The sequence below is a fragment of the Flavobacterium sp. FlaQc-28 genome, assembly GCF_044007415.1.
Taxonomy (GTDB): Bacteria; Bacteroidota; Bacteroidia; order Flavobacteriales; family Flavobacteriaceae; genus Flavobacterium.
On sequence record NZ_JBIPCM010000007.1, the window covers coordinates 1 to 24,743 of the forward strand.

General features: G+C 38.4%; 6 protein-coding genes and 1 pseudogene. All 7 read right to left on the minus strand.

What is annotated here, in order from left to right; translation table 11 throughout:
- Positions 1–4,390, minus strand: a pseudogene (locus ACHRVL_RS16920) (hypothetical protein); the annotation flags it as partial.
- Between the two features lie 511 nt (positions 4,391–4,901).
- Positions 4,902–15,200 carry a gliding motility-associated C-terminal domain-containing protein gene (locus ACHRVL_RS16925; protein WP_395414661.1) on the minus strand — a complete coding sequence of 3,433 codons (10,299 nt, stop codon included), beginning with the start codon at positions 15,198–15,200 and terminating at the stop codon, positions 4,902–4,904.
- 1,486 nt (positions 15,201–16,686) lie between these two features.
- Positions 16,687–17,433, minus strand: coding sequence for a rhamnogalacturonan acetylesterase (locus tag ACHRVL_RS16930; RefSeq protein WP_395414662.1), 747 nt, complete (start codon positions 17,431–17,433; stop codon positions 16,687–16,689).
- 655 nt (positions 17,434–18,088) lie between these two features.
- On the minus strand, positions 18,089–19,435 hold the full coding sequence (locus tag ACHRVL_RS16935; RefSeq protein WP_395414663.1) for a glycoside hydrolase family 28 protein: 1,347 nt from the start codon (positions 19,433–19,435) through the stop codon (positions 18,089–18,091).
- A 141-nt stretch (positions 19,436–19,576) separates the two neighbouring features.
- Entirely contained in the window at positions 19,577–21,580 is a 2,004-nt protein-coding gene (gene pelA / locus ACHRVL_RS16940) for a pectate lyase (RefSeq protein WP_395414664.1), read from the minus strand.
- A gap of 8 nt (positions 21,581–21,588) precedes the next feature.
- Complete coding sequence (locus ACHRVL_RS16945) at positions 21,589–23,187, minus strand: glycoside hydrolase 43 family protein (protein WP_395414665.1); 1,599 nt, start codon at positions 23,185–23,187, stop codon at positions 21,589–21,591.
- 330 nt (positions 23,188–23,517) lie between these two features.
- The gene (locus ACHRVL_RS16950) at positions 23,518–24,738 is read right to left on the minus strand and encodes a glycoside hydrolase family 105 protein (protein ID WP_395414666.1); all 1,221 of its coding nucleotides are present in this window, start codon (positions 24,736–24,738) and stop codon (positions 23,518–23,520) included.
- Positions 24,739–24,743 lie beyond the last annotated feature (5 nt).

Genomic DNA, 24,743 nt, shown 5'->3' on the forward strand with positions numbered 1-24,743 from the left:
CGGTTGTTGTGTTGCCGTTTCGGTCATCAAATGTCCATGTAACATCGCTTTCGCCCTGCGTTGTAATTGGAAATTGGGTTGTTGTAGTCCCTGTTATCGTTCCTGCGCAATTGTCTGTTGTAGTCGGTGCGGGTAATGAATCAACTGAACATTCTGCTGTTACTGCTGTTAAAGTTGGAAGTATCGGAGCGGTAACATCTTTTAAAATTACTTTTTGAACTGCGGTTGTTGTGTTTCCGTTTCCGTCATCAAATGTCCATATAACATCGGTTTCACCCTGCGTTGTAATTGGAAATTGGGTTGTTGTAGTCCCTGTTATCGTTCCTGCGCAATTGTCTGTTGTAGTCGGCGTGGGTAATGAATCAACTGAACATTCTGCTGTTACTGCTGTTAAAGTTGGAAGCATAGGAGCTGTAACATCTTTTAAAATTACTTTTTGAACTGCGGTTGTTGTGTTTCCGTTTCCGTCATTAAATGTCCATATAACATCTGTTTCGCCCTGCGTTGTAATTGGAAACTGCGTTGTTGTGGTTCCTGTTATTGTTCCTGCGCAATTGTCTGTTGTAGTTGGCGCGGGTAATGAATCAACAGAACATTCTGCTGTTACTGCGGTTAAAGTTGGAACTATTGGCGCTGTAACGTCATCAAGAATTACATCCTGGTTTACCGTTTTACTATATCCTCCTCCATAATCAAAAGTCCAAATTATGGTTGTGGTTCCTTGTGTTGTAATTGGAAATTGAATATTGGCAGTTCCTGTAATATCGCCCGAACAAGGATCTGTTAAAGTTGGTGCAGCTGGAGAAGCATCACATTCTGCTGTTATTGCGGCAGGAACAGTCGGCAGTACTGTTTCATTTATTGTAACTGCGGCTGTTGTTGTATTCGGGCAGCTTCCATCTGTAAAATCATAAGTTACGGTATGACTGCCAACTGTTGACAAAACTAAATCAATTTCTCCTGTTCCTGCATCAATTACTAAACCAGTATCACCTGTATAAATACCGCCCGCTGTTCCGGTCTGGGTTACTAAAGCTTTTCCTCGATTACAGTAAGAGGCTCCCGAATATGAAATTGCTGCAATTGGTAATTGATTTACAGTTACTACAACTGCTTTTGCTGGCGGTGGAATAGTACAAACACCATCGGCAGAAACTGTTACATAATATGTAGTGGTGACTTCGGGACTTACCACGGCTGTTTCTGTATTACTGATTGAGTTTTCTAAATCGGGATCTGTATACCAAACAAAAAGCGGATTTGCAAGCGGGCTTGTCGCAGTTAATGTTGCTGTTTCTCCATTACATATTGTTTGATCCGCTGTAATGATATCAGAAACTTTTGCCACTGGATTAACTGTAATAGTAACCGCTTTACGAGTTCCTGCTTCATTTATACAAATATCATCTCCCTGAACACCTGCATAATAAGTTGTTGTGGTTGTTGGACTGACTGTTAAGCGATCGCCGGTTCCTAATATTGCGGCTGACGCTGAATCATTGTCATACCAAGTAAAAACGGCATTGGATATTGAAGGAGCCGCAGCTTCTAAAACTATATTGTTTTCATTGGGATAAATCGTTTTTCCTTCTGCAATAATTTTGGCAGCATCTGCCCTTGGACTTACAATTACCGTAAAAGCAGTTGATTTATCTGTTCCGCATCCGCTTGATACGGCGGTTATAACCGCTGTTCCGTTAAACGCAGCATTCCATTCGATTTTTCCAGGCTGACCTCCTGCTCCCATTGTTCCGGCTTCGGGAGGCGAAATATGATAACTTATCGATGATGCATTAGCGGCTGAAGCGGTATAATCGGATTGCTGTGCGGCCACAGACTGACACATTAAACTTGGGCTTGATGCATTAAAAACAGGAACTCCCACTTCGGCAAGCGGGTTTACAACAACCATTGTTGATCCGTTTATAACACACCCAGCTGTAGAATTGATAGTTACTCTATATAAGCCGCTATTGGCTGCTGTTAGATTTGCAATATCTAATGTATTACCAGTCACTGTCGAATTATTAGGCAGTGTCCAGACAATGCTTGAAACCGGCCCGACAGCAACGGTTGAAAAATGCAATGAAGCTCCGGTACAATAGGCATTATCTCCAAAAATAACATCTGTTAATTGGGCTAAATTAGCCAGCTTAAAAGATTGAATAACTTCATAACAAAGCGTTTTCGCTTTAACAACATAAGTATCTGCTGTTAATCCTGTAAAAACAGTACTTGTCTGGCCTGTTGCGGGAAAATCAGGATCTGATGCTTTTTTAATAAAATAAGTTATAGTTCCTATAGCATTATTCACTTTTACGGTTAAGTTTCCAGTTGTATTGCCCGGACAGATAACACCACCTGACTGTGTTAAATCAAAAGCAGGAAAATTGGGCTGCACTGTCAGCGGTACAGCAGTTGTGTTTTCAAATATTTCGGAAGCCTGCAGCAATCGATTATCATTTTTTCGGCTTAAAGCTAATTGGTAATTTCCAGCCAAATCTGCTGAAAAAGAAAAAGGAATTACGGCATTCCCTTTAAGAAGAAAATTATCTGTTGATGTAAATACGGAAGCTCCTGCCGGTGCACTTAAAATCCTCGGATAAGCATAATCATATCCATAAACACTGTACAAAGGTCCTGAAACATCAAAAGTTTTTCCTACGGCTGTTACTTTGATTTCTCCTTTTTTAATATAACGGTCACAAGTAGTCGTACTAGGTGTCGAAGTAACATTTTGAAGTGCTACACTTATAATATAACTATCCAGCACAATATCATACTCTTCGCTGAAACATTGCGAATCTCTGATTCGTATTTTGTAGGTTCCTGGCGTTATATTATTTCCTACTCCAAGATTATAGCTGTTTGCGGTTGGTGTTACTGTTACATTGATATTCGAAGGGCCGCTTACCGATTCAATATGAACAGGAGCGATCAAACCAAGAGCAGTAGTCAGATTATTGACAACAAGTGCTGATTTCCCAATATTTTTACCGCTTATTCCATCCGTAAACGTAATTTTATCCCTGATCGACTTTGGCATAAAATAAGCTGGATCAATATAAAAATTGTTTGGATCACTTTGAGTTGGTTTTGCAGTTACTGATGTAGTATAATTTCTAAAAGAATAAGAAGGAAGTAAAGCTCCTGTACCATCTTTAACCAAAATTGTATAGGTTTTTCCAATATCAAGTTTAAACTTAAAATTTTGCGGAAGCTCATAATGCTGTGTATTTGAGGTTCCGTTTTCGGTAACATCCAATGTTATAGGCTGACAGCCTCCAGATTGATAGGTACTCGTCCAGACTTCGACCTGACTGGCTGGAACGCAGGCAGCCGGTGATGGATCATCATAAATGGAGAAGCCAACGTAAGTAAATGGTTTTATTTTAAACTCATTATATTGTGCTAAATCCAGCTGATTTGTTTTTGTAATGCCGCAAATGGTAACCGAAAGCTTCATTAATCCCCATTTACTCCTGTCATTAGGCAATACATAATTATTATTAGTAGTAACTTGTGCAGCAGTTAAATTATCATAGACATCAAAACCTCCTGAAGCATTTTGTATTTCCAGTTTATAGACTGGGTTTCTGCCTCCATAAAATGTCGGCCCGCCTGTTGGTGTAGTAATATCTGTAATAGTCGTATTAAGTATGAACGAAACATTAGTAACCGAAGCCGTTGCAATTCCTGAACAAACATCGCCAGGAGTATTATAAACAACATTAAAATAAACCGTAGTAGGCTGTGGATTAACTGTGCCTAAAGTAAAGTCTGTATAAGGTACATTGGGCTTCACAATTACGGTATTAGGTGCATAAACAACGGTTCCGCAAGCATCCGTCGCCTTTAAAGTATAAGTTCCTGCAGCAACTCCATCAAAAAAAATGTTTGATGATGAAGCTGTAGTCTGTATTTGCTGTACCGTTACATCGCTGGAGTTTATTAATTCTACTTTATATGTTTTATTTCCTCCTGTTACTGAAGCATTAACTCTCCCGAGCGGATCAGTTGTTCCAGTGCAGTAGGCATACGGATTAGAATAGTAGCTGGAAAAAGTGGGTGAACTGGTATTGTATTGATTTGCCACTGAAATGGTAGAGGCTGAAGGAATAAAATTGGCGCCATTGTAATAACCGTAGTAATAATTACCAGGCTCTAAAAATGAAAAAACCGCAGATGTACTGCTTATTACATCTGCGGCTGTATAGGGTGATTTTGCTATACCATAAATTATCGGTTGAGGTATACCTGTGGCAGTCAGCTCAATTTTACCATTTGCGGCACAGGTCGATGGAGTTGCCACAGCGGTAATTGTTTGAGCAGAAATCTTCAAAGCAACTAAAAAAAGTGCTAGAATAAATAAAGTAAATTTTGTTTTCATAATATTTTAATTAAACAAATAGTATATAATATCCTTGCATCGTTTTTTCTCACGACTTTTTACCATATCCATTTGTTTTTGGTTTATGCATTTAAAAAAATACTGTGCAAAATTCTATTAAATCAAAATTTAAATTGGGAACTAAAAGTTTTTAATATATCAAATTAGGACATTTTAAAACTTGGCATATATCAATTTACTTTAGATATGCGGTAATTTTTTTAAGAAAAGGAATTCTAAAAAAGGCAGAAAATATCTTTTGAAAAGGCTCGTAATAACAATGACAAATTACAAAACTCAATTTTATTACTAAAAAAACGACAAAAGCAAAATAGCAAATGTACTGTTTTTCAATTAGTTAAACTATTTAAGAATGTTTTTTTTTAGATTGCAGGTTTTTCATCCATGACTTATACTCTACTGTTTTTCGACTTCTTATTGTATAAAAAAACAGGACCGCTCTCGCAGTCCTGTTTCCATTTTTAAATGTTGGTTTATATTCTGGTCTTAATTATTGATTACTGATATACAGATAACCTGATCGTTGCACTTGTTTTCCACTGTCATCGTATTCTAGAGTGTAGAAATAAGTCCCCGTTGGAAGTTTATCACCTCTTACAACCGTGGTGCGGCCGTCTGAGAAACCTTCAAAAGGATTAGTTACATTGTCATACCCTTTTTTCTCATAAACCTGAACGCCATATCGGTTGTAGATTCTCACCGTATTGTTTGGGAAACAATCAATACCGTCTATAACAAACTTATCGTTTATACCGTCTCCGTTTGGTGAGATTCCGTTAAAGATATTTGGCAGACATGCAACATTGATGGTTTGTGTAAATACGTTTTCGTTACCGCACTCATCACTTGCTGTCCATGTTCTGGTCAAGGTATATCTCGCACTGCAGTCGCCTGCTGTTTTGGTTTCTGTATAGGTTACAAATGCATTACTGCAGGCATCTGTTGCTGTCAATGTTTCTGCTTCTGGAATAGTATCACAGCTGGCATTTATGGTTGCTGCAGGCAAGGCCTCTACAAACACAGGAGCTGTTGTATCTACAACTTGTACCACCTGAGTATGTTTGGTTTCATTTCCGCAGGCATCTGATGCTGTCCATGTTCTTTGCAGCTGATAGTTTCCTGAACAGCTTCCGTTCACTTTTACTTCAACATAGCTTACTGTGGCTGCTGAACAATTATCTGTCGCTGTAAGGGTTACAGGCGCAGGAATTACTGCCGAACATTCAACTGTAATGTTTGCCGGAAGTGTTCCTGCAAAAACAGGCGCCGTTGTATCTACAGCTGTTAATGTTTGAACTAACTGCGTTTGCAATCCTCCGCAGTCTGTTAACGTATAGGTTCTGGTTACGATGTATGGACTTGCTTTACAACCTGATCCACCGTTATTAGTTTCTGCAACGGCTACTGAAACAGTATTGTTACAATTTCCTCTCACGTTTAGTATTCCATTTACATTGGCTGCTGGAATATCGCCTATGCATTGTACCGTTACATCTGCAGGTGCTGTACCTGTTGGTGCCACAGTATTGTCAATTGTATAAGTATATACCCAGTCGTGCGTGTGTCCTGCACAATCTGTAAAAGTATACGTATAAGTCTCTACTCCATTACAAGCTGGCACGGCCGAAATAACCGGTGCTGAAGCTGTTAGGATGTTACCGCAGTTGTCTTTTACTACTGGCACTACCGGCGCTGTAACTGCTGAAATACAAGCAACAGTTGTTCCTTGATCTGCTGGCATTACAAAATCGGCTCTTTGTAAAGTGAACGTTTGAGTGATCACTGTAGTATTCAACACAGTATCTTCACCTAGATCGCGTACTTTGTTACCATTTGGATCTGCATATTCAGTTACGGTATACGTTCTGATTACATTTCCATTACATGATGGTTCTGCACCATTTGAAGCTGTAATTTCGATTACCCCGCATGGGATGTTTCCAATGCTTCCGTCACCATTTCCTAAAGCTTCAAACTCGGCTTTTGTCAAGCTTACTGCCGTTGGCATTTGGTCGTAACATGTTATTGTCGCTGCAGGGAATGTTGGTGCTGTAACTTCATACACACAACAAATTGGTGCTGTATCTGCTACAACTACAGTATTACAAGCATAAGCATCTGTAACACTTACATTATAATTTGTTCCTGCTGTAATTGGGCTTGATGTCCAATCGTTTCCAGACCATGTTCCCGGAGCTCCTGTACCTGTTACGGTATAAGGTGCCTGACCTGTTACTGTAAAATTCAATACATAACCTGAACCGTCTGCTGCACAGGTTGTAGATGCTGTTCCGTTTAATGCTAATAAAGCATTTACTGTTACTGTCGCTGTTCCGGTTTGTGTTTGAACACAAGCTGTTGAACTCGCATCTTTTACGCTTACTAAAGTATAAACAAAATCTCCAACTGTAGCAGTTGTCTGAGCAACTGTTACTGCATCTCCGCTTGTTGTAGTTACCGTTTGATCTGCTCCGCCATTTACTTTATAAGTAAAGGTATACGGTGCTGTTCCGCCTGCTCCTGTAAATGTAACTGTTGGTGCTGCAGCATCTTTACAAACTGCAGTTGTTCCTGCAATTGCTGCCGTTGGTAACGGATTAACTGTAATAGTTGCTGTTCCTGTTTGTGTTTGTGTACAAGCTGTTGAACTTGCATCTTTAACACTTATTAATGTATAAACAAAACTTCCTGCTGTTCCAGTTGCTTGAGTAACTGTTACAGCGTTTCCGCTTGTTGTGGTTATAGTTTGGTCTACTCCATTATTCAATTTATAAGTGAATGTATATGGTGCTGTTCCGCCTGTTCCTGTAAAGGTAACTGTAGGTGCTGTACCATCTTTACAAACTGCAGTTGTTCCTGCAATTGCTGCCGTTGGTAACGGATTAACTGTAATAGTTGCTGTTCCTGTTTGTGCTTGTGTACAAGCCGTTGAACTCGCATCTTTCACACTCACTAAAGTGTAAACAAAACTTCCTGCTGTTCCTGTTGCCTGAGCAACTGTTACTGCATCTCCGCTTGTAGTGGTTACCGTTTGATCTGCTCCGCCGTTTACTTTATAAGTAAAAGTATACGGTGCTGTTCCGCCTGCTCCTGTAAAAGTCACATTTGGAGAAGTTGCATTTTGACAAATTGCTACCGCACCTGCAATTGTTGCCGTTGGTAATGGATTTATCTTAACAACCGCTGAACCTGTTTGCGTTTGTCCGCATCCTGTCACACTGTTGTCACTCACACTTACTAAATTATAAGTGATCGTTCCTACTGTACTAGTTTCTACCGCAACTGTCGCAGTATCACCAGTAGATACAATAGTCTGGTTTGCCCCTCCATCAACATTATATGTAAATGTATATGGTGCTGTTCCGCCTGATCCTGTGAAAGTCACATTCGGTTTAGATGCATTTTGGCATACTTCTGCCGATCCAGAAATAGTGGCTGCTGCATTCTCATTTATGCTTATTACAGCAGAACCTGTTTGTGCTTGCTCGCATCCAGATCCATTACTGTCTTTTACGCTTACTAATGAATAAGTGAAAGTTCCTGTTGCGCTGGTTGTAACCGGAACATCTACAGAATTTCCTGCAGTTGTTGTTACAGTAAGATCTGCCCCGCCATTCAATTTATAAGTAAATGTATAAGGTGCTGTTCCGCCTGCTCCTGTAAAGGTCACATTTGCTGTGGCATTTCGGCATATAACTGCTGGAGCGCTGATAGATGCAGTTGGCAATGGATTCACGGTAATTGCTGCAGAACCTGTCTGTGTCTGCTCGCATCCAGATCCATTACTGTCTTTTACGCTTACTAATGAATAAGTGAAAGTTCCAGCTGTACCCGTAGCTGCAGCGACATCAATAGAATTTCCTGCTGTTGTTGTTACAGTAAGATCTGCTCCGCCATTCAGTTTATATGTGAATGTATATGGCGCTGTTCCTCCTGCTCCTGTGAAGGTAACATTTGGAGATGCTGCATTTTGGCAAACTGTTGCTGTACCTGCTATCACTGCTGTTGGCACTGCATTTACCGTAACCACAGCAGAACCTGTCTGTGCCTGCTCGCATCCTGATCCATTACTGTCTTTAACGCTTACTAAATTATAAGTGAAAGTTCCAGCTGTTCCAGTTGCTACCGAAATGTCTACTGAATCTCCTGTTGACGTTGTTACAGTAAGATTATTTCCTCCGTTTAAATTATACGTAAAGGTGTAAGGCGCTGTTCCGCCTGCTCCTGTCAAGGTAACGTTTGGCACAGCGGCGTCTTTACAAACGGCTGTTGTGCCTGCAATTGCCGCAGTCGGTAATTGATTTACAGTAACTGCTGCCGTTCCGGTTTGTACTTGTGTACAAGCCGATGTGCTGCCATCTTTCACGCTTACCAGTGTATAGGTAAAGGTTCCAGCTGTATCTGTTGGTACTTCGATCATGGCCACACTGCCTCCTGTTGTACTGATGGTTTGATCGGCTCCGCCGTTTACTTTATAAGTGAACGTATATGGTGTGGTTCCGCCTGATCCTGTGAAAGTAATATCTGGCGCTGCGGCATCTTTACAAACTGCTGTGGTTCCTGCAATCGTAGCTGTCGGCAGTGGATTTATGGTAATGGTCGCGGTGCCGCTTTGCAGCTGCTCGCAATTGGTTGTAACACCGTCTTTTACTTTGACTAATGTATAGACAAAGTCGCCTGCTGTACCTGTAGGTACTGCAACTGTAACGGAATTACCGCTTGTGGTGGTAACGGTTTGCTCGGCTCCTGAGTCTATTTTATAAGTAAAGGTATACGGTGCTGTTCCATCTGCTCCGGTGAAGGTAACATTTGGAGATGCGGCTCCTCTGCACACTGGGGCATCTGCTGCAATTGTGGCTGTAGGCAGTGTGTGTACAGTAATAGTGGCTGAACCAGTCTGTGCCTGTGTGCAGGCTGTTGTGCTTGCATCCTTTACACTTACCAAGGTATAAACAAAACTTCCTGTCGTATCTGTAGGTGCCGTAACTGTTACAGCATTTCCGCTTGTTGTGGTTACCGTTTCATCTGCTCCATTGTTTACTTTATAAGTAAAAGTATATGGCGCTGTTCCGCCTGCTCCGGTAAAGGTAACATTGGGAGACGCTGCATCTTTACAAACTCCTGCAGTTCCTTCAATTGTCGCTGTAGGCAATGGGTTTATGGTAACGGTTGCTGTTCCTGTCTGTGTCTGCGTGCAGGCTGTTGAACTGCTGTCTTTTACGCTTACCAAGGTATACGCAAAACTTCCTGCTGCCGCTGTTGAAGCGGAAACATTTACCGAGTTTCCTGATACTGTTGACACGGTCAGATTACTGCCGTTATTGATCGTATAGGTAAAGGTATACGGCGCTGTTCCGTTTGCTCCTGTAAAAGTTACAACTGGTGCTGTCGGATCATCTTTACAAACTGCTGCTGTCGCTCCAATACTGGCTGTCGGAAGCGGATTAACCGTTACCACAACCGGCACTACATAATAACATCCGTTTGCATTGGTGCCTTTTATATAATAGGTTCCTGCTGTGGTTACTGCTGTATAATTTACCAGTGCCACCGTTGCATCTGCATCGGTAAAATAGGCATACGTTAGATTGGCTGCGCTTCCTGATGTTACCGCAGAAGCAGATAAATCTACTGATGTGCCGGCGCATACCGGCGCTGGATTGGTAATTGTAATTACCGGATCTGGATTTACCGTTACCGTAGTGGCATAGGTGTTTGTGCATCCGCCCGGGTGCACCACTGTAGCCGTATAGACAAAATCTGTTGGTGCTGTAACCGGAGTTCCCTTATAGTTAAATACAGGGTTTGATATGTTAAGCGCACTTAAATTCCCATCATTTGGCGACCAGCTTACTGTTGCTCCGTTTGAGGCATTTCCGATGGTCACATTGGTTTTACCGCATACCGTGAAGGCTGTCTGAGCCGCTTCAAAATTGATCGGGATCAGCGTTGCCGAATCTGCGCAGACCTGATTGTTGTTCACAAGACGGATAGCCGCTGTCACATTACAGATGCCGCTTTCCGGCATGCTGAAAACTGCTGTGGTCTGCTCCGGGCTTGTTCCTCCTGATGCAATTGTGGCATCGCCGGCAGTAACAGTCTGCGTGTACAAAATAGGTTCCCCTGTGGTATATAGGCCGTCTTTGTTTATATCGTTAAAGAAGTCCACCACAATTGGCGCATAACTCGCAATGGTTCCCGTGTTGGTGATAGTGTATTTTACCGTCACGTCATTGTTTACTATCGAAACAAACTTCGCTATTGATGTTCCTGGCGTTATACCCAATGCTGTTTTAGTTATAACTGCATCTGATTTATTTATTCCAGTAACAAAAATCACTGGACACTGCGATGCTCCACAAGTCACATTTGGTACCGAATAGATAGACTCCAGTTTGATGACTTCTGCAATCGTACCACAGCTTAAAGCAGCAGGATCTACAATTTTAAACTTAATATTAAAGCTCGCCGTTTCATTCTGCACCAGAGTATTGCCGCTTGCTCCTGTCGGCAACGGGAAAGTAATAATGCGCGTTTTGCCCACAACAGTATTGGCTGTTGGTTCTATTATATTTCCTGCTCCAATGGTTCTCTCTACTGAACCTGCTACATAGTCTATCGAAGAAGGCAGGGTTATATAGATGTTTTCATTTGTGCTTATCGGGTTTGAACTCTGGTTTTTAATTTCAATACTGTATACAGCACCGCTGCCGTCATTTTTCAAATTTATAACGCTTGGTGTCAGTACATAATTGTTTAATGCCGGAGGCACAACGCTCAGATCCATGCCATCTCCTGAAGCCGAAACCTGAGTCAGCTGCCCGCAGCCGCTTGTTGCATTCATATTATAGGATACTGATGAACCCGAAACATAGCCGCAGCTTGTTTCTCCCTGATAGCTTACCGTCATTACATTTTTACCCGTCGATGCTGGAGGTAAAAATGGTATTCCGTTGGCATCTGCCGAGATATACCACTGCCATACTCCTTTTGCTGTGTTAAGCACAGGATCGCCGATTGTTGTTGTAGTGCCGTTATGCGTTATTTTGCTCGTACCCGCTCTTGCTGTATAATTAGCAGGAAAAGTAGCCTCGAGTATTAAATTCTCTGCATTTCCAGTTCCTGTATTGGTTATTTCCACACCATAATCAATCATATGCTCTGATCCCGATATAGGGTTCGTACAGAATTGAACAGGATTGTCCGGTGAAGTCACCTGTATGTCTATACTTATATCTTTTGGCAGCAGGTTAAGCGCAAAAGAAGTCTGGTTGGCTACACAGGTTGCCAATTCTGCCCCATAGCCCAAATCGGGATCCATAGGATAGCCCGTGGCACTAAAACCATGAGTAAAATTAACTTTGTCATCTACACAGGTAGTATAGGTAGCTACTACATTATAAGTATTGGTCGTTGCAATATTTCCTAATTTTACCCAGTATTTTCCAGCACCATAGCTTAATGCAGGATATGTTGCTATTACATTATTGGAAACATCTATCTCTTCCAGTTTAGTTATCGTGATATTATTGTTTGGCGAAACAAAGCTCATCCAGTTATTTGGTAAACTTGGGTCATCTACTCCAGCGGCTTCTATTGCAGCTGTATCTGATGTGTTACTTACCCTAACCTGCCATTTTACTGTACTTCCAATACCGTCTACATTTTGTAATGTAGCTGTCGTATTTGCAGTATAATTAATCAAAGTTCTAGATCCGGCAGCATTAAAAGTACTTTGAAAATCACTCTCTCTAGTACTATTATCTGCAGATGTAGTATACCTGTCAAAACTTTGCACCATAGCAACAGGAATACTTCCAGCAACCGCACACACAGGCAACATACTAATGACTACAGTTTTATTTCCATTAGCTCCAATATTATCAGCCACAACTGGTATAGTTGCCGTTGCAAGAGGTAAACCGTTAGAACCTAAAGGACTATTCGTCAAAGTAACAATAGTATTTCCACCACTGTAAGTAACTAGAACTTTAGAAGGGTCAATCACATAATTAGGTGCAGCATTAGACGTTGATACCCATACTTTTCCAGGTGATGTATCGACCACCCAAACACCTGGTAATGTAGCCTGTACGCTTCTAAAGGTACTATAATCTCTTACTTCATTAGGAAAATGATCCCCAGAAATATCTGAGGAAGCATTACCATTTATAATACTTGGCGTTATTCTAAGACCATTATTTCCAATAATAAACTGTGTACCTGGATTGTTATTGGCATCTACATTTAATCGTTGTATAGAGAAGCCAACCGGAATGGCCTGACATCCAGATTCTACTCCTACAGCATCTTTAGTATAAAGATCGCCTTCTAAATTTTGCAGCTGGCTGTAGGTAAAACTTAAATTATCACGAGTTACACTCGTAAACCAGTTTACTTCTATTTTATCACCCACTTGGAGAGTATAGTTTATATCTTTACCTGCTCCTATTTTTGCACTCAGATTTACCTGTTGGATCTGTTTGGAAGCACCTGAATCATAACTAAATATTAAATCTCCCACTGTTATATTGCCACCTAGAGTACTTCCGTCTGCTGCTTTGATGATAGTTATTGTGCCGGCCATATCATTATTATTAGCACTTAACTTATCAAAGTTAGAAAGAGTAAGATTTGAAGTAATATTAGAGGTATACTTTACCCTTGCCCATAGCTCATTGTAAGAGGTAGAATTTACAATTCCTTTAAAAGTCGTTTTTACTTTATCTTTAGAAACTGCTCCATGCAAGTTAATATTTGGCGTACTTTCGTTTACGAAACCTGTCGGCATATACCACACATTAGTTCCGCTTGGAGCTGGTAAATAACCAAATGTATTACGAACCATATCAAAAGCTGTCGTACCAACTGTAGCACAGCTTCCGTCTATTATAGCATAATTAAGAGTAGAGCTTTTACAAGCATATGGTACAACTATTGTTGGACAACCTACAAAAGCTAATGTAGAATTGTATTGAACTGTTTTATTGGTAACAGTACCTGAACTTGCCACTACTAAAGGGATTTGTAATACATCATTGCCTGCTGTAATGCCCGATAATGTTGCGGCAGGACTTATTACTAACGTTTTAGTAGCAACAGTATAATTTATAGCAGTTCCTGGAATTACTATACCTGTAGCATTATTCATATATCTTATTGTTCCCGTACTATCATAATCCAAACCATCTGGTAAAACAATTGTAAATACTTTAAGCATTTTATTTGCCTGCGCATAAGCTCCTGATATTGATACTGATGAAGTAGTAGTCAGTTTCACTTTATCTCCAGGATATAATGAAGCAACACTTAAACTTGCAGCAAATGTTTCAGCGCTTTGTGAACCAACTGGAAATCCAGGATTAGTAGAATCAGTTCCAACAGGATAGTTAGTTCTATTTGTGATATTTCCGCATTGACCATAATAAGAAGTACCTAAATTAAAATAAGCCTCATTATTTAATCTACAGGTTGCAAATTTGTCAATTTGAAAACCGTATTCAAAATCTAATCGAAAACTTTGTCCAGCTGGTAAATCATCATATTTTCCATCTCCGTCTAAGTTCTGGAGTGCCGAACCATATGCACTAGTTAATCCTGCCAAATTAATAACATAACAATTTGATAAACCTACTATTAAGGCACTGCTCCCTGTTCCATTTTGCGTTAAAACTTGTGCGGTAATATCTGTTCCATTAAGAGAAACTTTTCTAATAATTATTTGATTTGCCACAGGTGCATTTCCAGAGCTTGCTGAACTTACACTCCAAGGCAGCTTAATGTTGTATATACTCGATGCTGCTCCAGAACCAGTATTAGCTATTGTATAAGATACCGTACCATTAGTGCAAAAGCTTCCATAAGCAGCCCCATCAATACGTGATAGAGAAATTGCCGCATTACTTGCTGGGGTATTAATAGACGCTGTTGAAGTATCTGCAAAGCAAAAACTATTATTAGAATCTCCCGAACCAGCTTTCATAGTCAACTGAATTGAAGACGCCAAAGCACAACTAGTCATCTGTTCTGTAAGCACCAATGTAATTTCTTCATCTTTATCAAAACTGGCGTCTGCTGTACCTAAAGTTGTTGTAATAGCGCTTTGTAACGCTGCACCAGTTAAGGTAATTCGGTATCCGTTGGTAATAGGAATTACAGTACCAAAATTGGCACTCACCAATTTATAATATGGGTATTGTGCACCTGTTACCACACTAGTTTCAAAATATACTGTAGATACAGACACATTACCACTGTTCTTAAACTTAACTGTACGGGTCGCATTAGTTCTTAAAGGCGTAGAAAGTGCCTGAGGACTTGGCACGCCCGAAAATACATAAGCTGGTGCTGGTGTACTCGATGCTATTGGGCTTACAGCTGTCTGCAATGAAACATTTCCTGATGAAAGCACATTATAATTGATGTTTGCATTGGTAAAACCACAATTAATGCGGGCATTGAATGTTACTGTAAGCGTATTGGTCGAAGGTACATCGCCCAATGCAAAAACTGGAACCTGTAGATTACTGACATTGGATTGCGTTGCTCCCGTAATAGAGCCCGCGACATACTCCATTCCCGCTGGCAGTGTAACGATCAATTTTGCTCCGCTCAATACGGCTGCATTATTGTTTGTAATGTCTAACTTATACATACCTGCAGCGCCTCCCTGTGCCAGAGTAGCGGGCTGATAAGATGTAGGAGCAGTATTAATCACTACTTGTGCAAAAGATTTGCTTCCTACTGCAAACATTAATAACAACAAAACGAATGTAAATTTTGTTTTCATAATCGGTTTATTTATTAAAAAAATCTAACAATCCCTGTTTATTGATTTAACAACTTACATGGGCTGGTTTTCTATTTACTTTTAACTGTTGTTTTTCAACAACTTGGTTATCAATAAATATTCTGCGCAAAATTCCAGTTATTCTCTCTTTAATATTATCAGTATAAGATTTTAATATATCATTTTAAGCCATTTTTTAACATTTCGATTTTGGTATGACTCCATTTAGAACCGCTGTAAATAAGAAGATTTTTGACCTTGAAACCTTAGTTCCCCCCGAATTCATTATTAAAACCAAGCTGAAAACAAAAAATGATCTATTATAATTTGCTAAAAAAACTAAACCATTTGAGGTTTGACTTACGGGCGTACACTTTATTCATTCCTAGATTTTAAAATAATCTAGAAATAAAAATTCAAGACAAAAAGATATACGATTTATTGAAAGGCTTTTAGAATAGTATATTTGGCATTTGCTTAATTCAAAACAAAAACAAACTCAAATATACTGTTTTTCAACAACTTACATAACATAAAAACATGGAAAACTAGTTTAAAACAAAAGCGAACCAAAATTAAATCCAGTTTTTTTATAAAATTAAGATCAAAAAAATGAGAGAATGTGTATCCTCTCATTTTCAAAAAAAATTACTATGGCTTATAAAACTGTGTTACTATGAATTCCAAAAACAACTAAATCATAACAACAGTATTTATTATTCACAAATATAACAGCTAAATTATTACAAAATAGACGCTATAAGTTTTTTATACAGCATTTTAAGACAAAAGTTGGTGATTGATGGTGAATGGTAATTACGAAAGCATAATTGTTGATGGATATTTTAAATGATAAAGATGTAATCTAATAACCTTAAAACCGTAGGCTGCTATTATTTCTATACGTTACCCGTGGTTGAAACCACGGGCTATGGTTAGGTTAGGCTTTTAGAATGCCGGTTTTCGGCCAACAACTATAAACTAACAATCATAAAATATGGTTTTTAGGCATAAAAAAAGAGAAAAGAATATGTTTTCTCTTTTTAAAATATTACGTAAAAAAAGGTAAAAAATCTTACTGAGAATTTCACAGCCAGTCTGATATTTACAGTTGTAAAATTAGCATCACAATTACTGTTTTATTACCATTAAAAGGTTTTAAAGCAGCATTTTAAGACAAAAAAAAATAATTGATAATGGATAATTGTTAATGGATAATTGATAATGGATAATTGATAATGGATAATGGATAATGGATAATTGATAATTGATAATGGATAATGGATAATGGATAATTGATAATTGATAATTGATAATTGATAATGGATAATGGATAATGGATAATTGATAATTGATAATGGATAATGGATAATTGATAATGGATAATTAATAATTGTTAATGGATAATTGTTAATACTAAATGTAGAAATCAAACGATTAACAAATGTCAAATTTCAACAGCCAACAGCCATAAACTACAAACATTTTACATTTTACAATTATCCTTAAGTTTTTTTAGCTGTGGATCTTCTGATTGTTTTATTTGATGGATCACTATCTGTGCTATTTTTGTGGCTCCCAGTAATGAAAGGTGCGTATCATCGGCTTTGTCTTTATCATAATAAGGGTTCTCGCCTGCTTTAAAATGCAAATGCAGCTGTTTTGACTTTTCAGGACCGTAAGATTGTTCTAGAAGTTCTGTGTAATATTCTAAATCGATAAAAGGTACCTTATATTCCTGTGCCGTCAAACGGGTTTCAAGGGGATAATCGCCATGCGTAGGTACGAGAACTCCTTTTTCATTAAAATTACGTCGGGCAATTGAAGTCAATAAAACTGGAATTGCTCCCTTTTCTCTGCTTTCTTTTACAAAACGAATCAGATTATATCGATAGGTCGTATGCGGATTGGTGTAACGTGTTGAGTCTTCGATTTTTTCGTCGTTATGCCCAAATTCGATAAAAACGTAATCGCCTTTCTTTAATTTTTTATAGATTGAATCCCAGCGTTTTTCGTTGATAAAACTTTTGGTGCTTCGGCCATTAACGGCTTTGTTTACAACTACAATATCATCTTTAAAAAAAGGCTGCAATACTTGTGCCCATCCGTGTTCTGGATTTTTATCCGGGTCTTTTTTATTTGCCATTGTCGAATCGCCTATAGTATATAAGGTTGTTTTTTGTGCGAAACTTACTGTGGTGATGAGAAGTGTTAGGATGATGTATTTTTTCATTTTTATTTGTTTTTTTGTTTCACGCAGATTTTGCAGATTTTAGCTGATTTGCGCAGATCTAATTTTAAAAATCTGTTTGATCTGCTTTAATCTTTTTTAAATCTGCGTGAAAAAATTTACTCTCGCAGATTTAACAGATTTTTTTTTGCTCCTTTTTACCGCAATTTGTTGTATTCTCCGTTTGTCAGTCTGAGCGAAGTCGAAGACCTTCACAGTTCGGAAATCCTTCGACTTCGCTCAGGAGGACAATACTATGCGTAAACACATTGCAGTATGTCTCTACAAAAAACCTTTGTTCCTAAGAGCCATCGGAAGCGTCAAAAAATTTACTCTCGCAGATTTAGCAGATTTAGCAGATTTTTTTTTACTCCTTTTTATCGCAATTTGTTGTATTCTCCGCTTGTCAGTCTGAGCGGAGTCAAAGACCTTCACAGCTCGAAAATCCTTCGACTTCGCTCAGGAGGACAATACTATGCGTAAACACATTGCAGTATGTCTCTACAAAAAACCTTTGTTCCTTTGTTCCTTTGCTCCTTTGCTCCTTTGCTCCTCTGTCCCTTTACTCCTTTGCTCTTTTGTTCCTTTGCTCCTCTGTTCCTTTGCTCCTTTGTTCCTCTGCCACTTTGTTCCTCTGCCCCTTTGAACCTAAAAAACCTTAAGGTTTCGAAACTGCCGTAGGCACTCCTGCTCTTTTGCCTATAAAAACATCTGTCATCAAAACATTCTCTGCATTTTCGTTTGACAGGGCGTTCTTTGCATCTTTTATTTCGATATTGTTCAGCGATATGTTTCTGATTTTTTTGTCTGGGAAACCCTGAATTACAATTCCAGATTCTGATGCTTTGTTACAGGTAATATTAGAAAAATGAATGTTTGAAATATCCGATTGATATCCTTTTCCTTCTCCATGATAATTGGCTGTCATATAAATGCAATCCTCAACTTCATCTAATTGTATGTTTCTAACAAAAACATTTTTAATATAACCGCCGCGGTCGGCATTGGTTTTCAAATAAATTCCTCTTTTTAAATAGCCTATTGTTTTACAATTCTCCACAAATACATTCTGCACTCCTGCGGACATTTCGCTGCCTATTACAACTCCGTGAAGTCCTTTAAAATTACAGTTTCTAATTACAATATTCTCGCTTGGCGTCGCGGTATTGGCTCTGCCTTCGTGATCTCTGCCTGCTTTAATGGCAACATTGTCATCGCCGTTATTAAAAGTAACATTTTCGATCAAAACGTCTTTTGCGTATTCAGGATCGATTCCGTCGTTGTTATGGTTTAATGATTTATAGCTGATGCCTCGAACGGTAATACTTTGTGATTTTAAAAGATGCAGACACCAAAACGGCGAATTCTCTATTCTGACATTCTCAACTAGTACATTTTTACAATTTAAAAACTGAATCATCTGCGGACGTAAAAAATAGCCTTCTCCAAATTTTCGATCTTTTAACGGCACATTATTATGGTTCATGTCACGGCTTAAATCCTTACCTGGACCTTCTTTTGCTTTAAAGCTTCTCCAAACTTTCCCGCCTTCTCCATCAATAGTTCCTTCGCCAGTCAGCGCAATATTAGTACAGTCTGCAGCATAAATAAGCGGACTGTAATTGTAAAGCATGGTGCCTTCCCAGCTGGTTAAAACCAAAGGATAATCTTGAGGATTGTCGCTGAATTTTATTTTGGCTCCTTTTTCTATTTTCAAATTTACATTGCTCACAAAATGAATAGGCCCGTTTATTTTATAAATTCCTTTTGGAACAATAATGGTTCCTCCGCCTTTCTTTTTACAAAGCGCCATTGCTTTATCAAACGCTGCTTTATTGTTTGTAATAGAGTCGCCTTTTGCTCCTATTTTTACAACATTAACTTGGTAAGCAGGAAATACAGGAAGCTGGATTCTATTTACGATCGAATCGACTTTTGCTGTTGGAAAATCACTTTTCTGAGCAAAGGAAACGCAGGATATTAAGAGGAGAAGTAGATATTTCATTTTTTTTTTAGGTTCTAAGGTTCTTAAATTTTAAGGTACAAAGGAGCAAAGGCTTAGAGGTTCAAAGGTTGGTTCGAATACTTCGTATTTTCGTTCCTACGGATCTTTGCAACTTTGTTCCTTTGTACCTCTGAACCTTTACTAAAAATACCAATTAGGCACTGTATCTTTTAGAATATTTTCTATCGAATATTGCTCTGCTTCTGTTTTTGTAAGCTGATGTGACCATGATACTCTTTTCTTTGGTTGAAATCCTTCGCCGCTGTTATTGTATTCGGCATAAAAGGCCTTTTTCTCTGCATCGGGTTTTGACCAGTTTTCCCAGCCTTCGGGTTTTATGTGTTTGCCTAATTCGCAGTCGATAAAAACGGTTTTGGCATAAATACGCCATGGTCTGCCCAAATAAACAGCTTCTGCAGCAGGTTCTGCGGTTAGTTTGCAATTTTTAAAAACAAAACCATAAGCAACACCTTCGGGAGTTGAAGCAGCTGTTACGTACGAACTTTTAATGCTGTGAATGACGCAGTTTTCGAATAAAGCTGTGGCTCCGCCAAAAATAAAATCAGTTGTACCTTCGATATAACAGTTTCTAAAATATTGCTTGGCATTTTTTCCTGATAAATACAAGGTATCTTGATTTCCTGAAATAATACAGCTGGTAATTTTAGCACGATTGCCCGTAACCGATAATGCAATTGCCTGACCTTTATCGCCCGAAGCGTTTTTAATGGTTAGGTTAAATGCTGTAAAATCGTCTGCTTCTACTAAAAGTGTTGAGGTATAAAAGGTGCTGTTTCGTCCTAAGTTGATTTTCGAAAAATTATCATCAAAAGTAATGATCGTTTTTTCCTTGCTTTCGCCAAATAAAATCAAATTATTGTTCCATTCAGGCACTCTAAGCTTTTCGTTGTATGTTCCGTTTTTAATGAGTATGGTTACTTTTTCATAAGGAAAAGAAGGGCTTGCATATATGGCGTCTTGTATTTTGGTAAAATCTCCAGTACCATCCTGCGCTACGGTAAAAAAAACAACTTTCTTTTTCTCTGATGCTGCTTCTGAAACTTTTGTACCATTTTTAATTCCCCAGGCGGTATATTTTTTCAATACTTCTTTTGGTTCATCTGTATACCAAGCGTAACCATTTCTGCGTTCCGCACCAATTTCATCTAGTGATTTCTTTTTGATTCCGTCACGATCGCAAAAGAAAGGTTCGTTATTGTCCAATTCCATAAATCTTGCCCAGATTGGCGCCGCATTTTGAGTTGGAATCATCTTTTTATCAATAACTTTTCCTGCATCGTTTAAAACACGCTTTTCTTCAAGATTGGTAATTTTTGTTTTCTCAAACCACGCGTAGGCACTTTTTACAGCGGTCATAACCTCTGGTGAAGGTTTTTTAATTGACATTAAAAGCAGTACAATTTTAGCCGATTCTTTTCCGCTTAGCGAAGGCAGTTCATACGCTCTTGCTTTTGCAGGAAGCAGCGTAACTTCATCATGCTGTGCACACCAAGCCGTTAAAACTCCGTTTTGTTTATACTGTGTTTTGATGATGCAGTCTACTCCTTTATCAAAAGCTGTTTTTGTTTTTGCAATAATTTCTTTTGACGGTTTTATACTGTAGAAATCTGTTTCTTCGCTTACTTCTTTCATCACCTCTAAAATGCGAACCATCGAATCGTCATTGTACGTAATATGTGTGTAATATCCCTTTTTTAAAGGATAAAATTGAGGCCAGCCGCCATTTGCATATTGCGCTTCCAGTAAATAATTTAACCCTTTTAAAAATGATTCTTTGTAACGCTCGTCTTTTACCTGAGCATACATTTTAGACATATAAAGCATTTCCTGAGTGGTTGCTCCATTGTCTGTTGTGGTTTCTTTTGTGGTCTTTTTAATGTCGAGTAAATACTTTTTCTGCGAAAGAGTCAGCTCATTCTGCATTTGAATATTCTTTGGCCAGCCTCCAATATCTCTTTGGTAAAGCAGTACATTTTCGGCAATCTTTTTAGCTTCTTCAGTACCAAACCATGAAGCATCGTTTTTACGAATTATATCCTGCCAGTTTTTATAGGTATTTTGTGCTTGAATACTAAAACTCAAAACAATACTAAAAAGCAATAGGATTTTTTTTAACTGAACCATTCTAAATTTTATTTCGTTACTCTAAACCAATCAACTGCCACACTTCCTGAATCGTTTGTTACTTTTTCGCTTAAAGCAAAAAGTCCCATTTTTGCACCAATCCATTTTCCTTCGATTGAAGTAAAATCATTTCCTATCGGCTGATAGTTTTTATCATCTAAGCTATAAAAGAAACTGCAAATTCCGCCTTTTTTTACTTTTACTTTCAAATAAATTGTATTGCTTGAAATTAAAATAGGTTTTGTTTCTGTTTCTGAAACGGTTTTATTAAAAGTTCCCGTTTTTTGGTTGAGAAATAATTTTCCGTTATCGTTTTTAAAGCACAAATAACTATAATCCAATCCCATAATAATCAGTCCTGTCGATTCTCCGTTTAATCTTGTATTAAAAGTTAATTTGGCTGTCGCCGAAAACTCTTCAGCAGGAAATTTTTGAAGCAGTAAATTAGGTGCATCAAAAATTCTTTTGCTGTCCTTAATTGTCGTCATGCAAAACAAATTCAAATAACCAAGACTTGTAGGCAGCCCCCAGTTGATCTGAGAATTTGCGTGCCACTGCCATTGCAATCCTAATTTTGGTTCGTTAAATTCATCTGACGTTGCAGGATTTTCTATTGGATATTTTTTGCCAACATTTGGTTTTTTATGGGTTGTAACCGGTTCTCCTATTCCATTTTTATCAAAATCCTGTCCCATAACCGGCCAGTCTTTTTCCCATTTCATAGGCTGTAAATGCACAATTCTTCCGTAAGCACCTTTATCCTGAAAATGAATAAACCAGTCTTCGCCTGTTTGAGTCTGCACCCACGCTCCTTGATGCGGGCCGTTTATTTTAGTTGATCCTTGTTCTAAAACTTTTTTCTTTTCATAAGGCCCAAAAACATTTTTAGATCTTAAAATAGTCTGCCAGCCTGTTGGTACTCCTCCTGCTGGTGCAAAAATGTAATAGTAATTATTTCTTTTATAGAATTTAGGTCCTTCAATCGTGCCTTCGCCGTCATGTCCGTCAATTACCATTACTTCATCATTATTGGCAATTGTTCCTTCTGCATTCATGCTGCACACCACAATTAAACTTTTAATCTGCGCTCGGCTTCCTGCAAATGCGTGCACTAAATAAACTTTTCCATCATCATCCCAAAGCGGACTCGGATCAATAAGTCCTTTTCCAGCTTTTACTAAAAGCGGTTCTGACCAAGGCCCTTCGGCTTTTTTAGCTTTTATCATATAAATCCCAAAATCAGGATCTGGATAATAAATATAAAACTCGTTGTTATGAAAAGTAATACTTGGCGCCCAAACACCGTTTCCGTGCTGCACTTTATCATAAGTTTCAAAAGGCGGCTGTTTTGGCAGCGCATAGCTTATAATTTTCCAGTTTACCAAATCTTTCGAATGTAAGATTGGTAATCCCGGAATACAATTAAAAGACGATGCCGTCATATAAAAATCATCTCCAACCCTTACTGCGTCAGGATCTGAATAATCGGCATGAATAATTGGATTTGTATACGTTCCGTCTCCATTATCTGGTGTCCATACTTGAGCAGTATTTTTCTGAAATGAAAATACGGAAAGGAGAAGAACAGCGATTTTTATACTTTTCATTTTTGTTTTGTTTTTTTAACTCAACGCTTTTTTTGTCATTTCGACCGAGGAGACCCGAGCGATAGCGAATAGACGAAGTAAATCGCACTAGAAATTCTGTACAGAATGTCTTCAATCTTTGTCGAATTACGAGTGCGATTTCTCCCTTCGGTCGAAATGACAAGTTTTGTGTTTTAAATCCGCCAAGTTTTAAAACCTGTCGGGTTTATATCTTAATTTGTAATTGGAGTTTCTGTTCGATGCTTCGACTTCGCTCAGCAAGACAAAGCAGAGCGTCTTCATTATTTACTATTCACTAATAATTCATAACTCACAATTAACAATTATAAACTATCTATTCAATTCTAAAGCGGCTAAAATAAATGGTCCTGTTGCTTTAGGATCGTTGTCTTTCTTTCTTTCGTTTACGTAATATTCATAAGAACCATCACGGTATGGAGTTCCTCCTAAACCTGCAACTTGACAGCAGTTTGTTAATGTAATGCCTCCGTCTTCGTCAACTTTTTTGATTAAAACTTTCGTTAATCCGTCAAAAGCTTTGTTGGCTAATTTTTTATATTTTGCAGGAAGATATCCTTTGTTTGCTCCTTTTGCAAAAGCATACGCAAACATTGATGATCCTGAAGCTTCTAAATAGTTTCCTTTTCCTCCTGCTTTATCTGTAACTTGATACCACAATCCAGATTTATCTTGATATTTAGCCAAAGCTGCAGATACATTGTTTAAGTACTTAATTAATTCTGCTCTCTTTGGATGTTCTTTTGGCATATAATCTAAAACGTCAACTAGTGCCATTGCATACCAGCCTAAAGCTCTTGACCAGAAATTTGGTGAGTTTCCTGTAACTTTATTTGCCCAAGGCATTGCTTTACTTTCATCCCAACCGTGGTACAATAATCCTGTTTTAGGATCTGTTGCGTGCAATTGAATCAACTCAAATTGTTTTGCGATGTCATCAAAACTTTTTCCGTTTTCAAAAGTCAATGTGTATTCTGCGTAAAATGGTTCTCCCATATACAAACCGTCTAACCACATTTGGTTTGGATAGATTTGTTTGTGCCAGAATCCACCGCTTGCTGTACGAGGCTGTTCTGTTAATTGTTTACGAACCAATTGCATCGCTTTTAAATATTTATCCTGTTTTGTTTCGGCATAAATAGCAAAAAGTAAACGCCCCGGAACCACCAAATCAATATTGTATTTGTCTAGTTCGTACGTTTTAATCGTACCGTCTTCCTGTACCAATTCATCTACGTAACCTCTTATATAGGCTTTGTATCGCGGATCTGGATTTTTTTTGTACAATTCTTCGATAGAATGTAATACTAAGGCATGAACATAATCCCATTTTGGTTTTTTAGAATCGTCGATCATGTAACTTTCTGGATGACGTTTCATCAAGGTTAAAGCCATTTTATCTGACCATTTCATGTCTTTCGAAATAACGATTTCTTTTTTTGCAGTTTCCTGTGAAGTTACTTTACAGCCTGTTAAAGCCATTACGCAAACTAATAAAACCGACATAAAACTGTGTTTCCTACTATTTTTCATTTCAA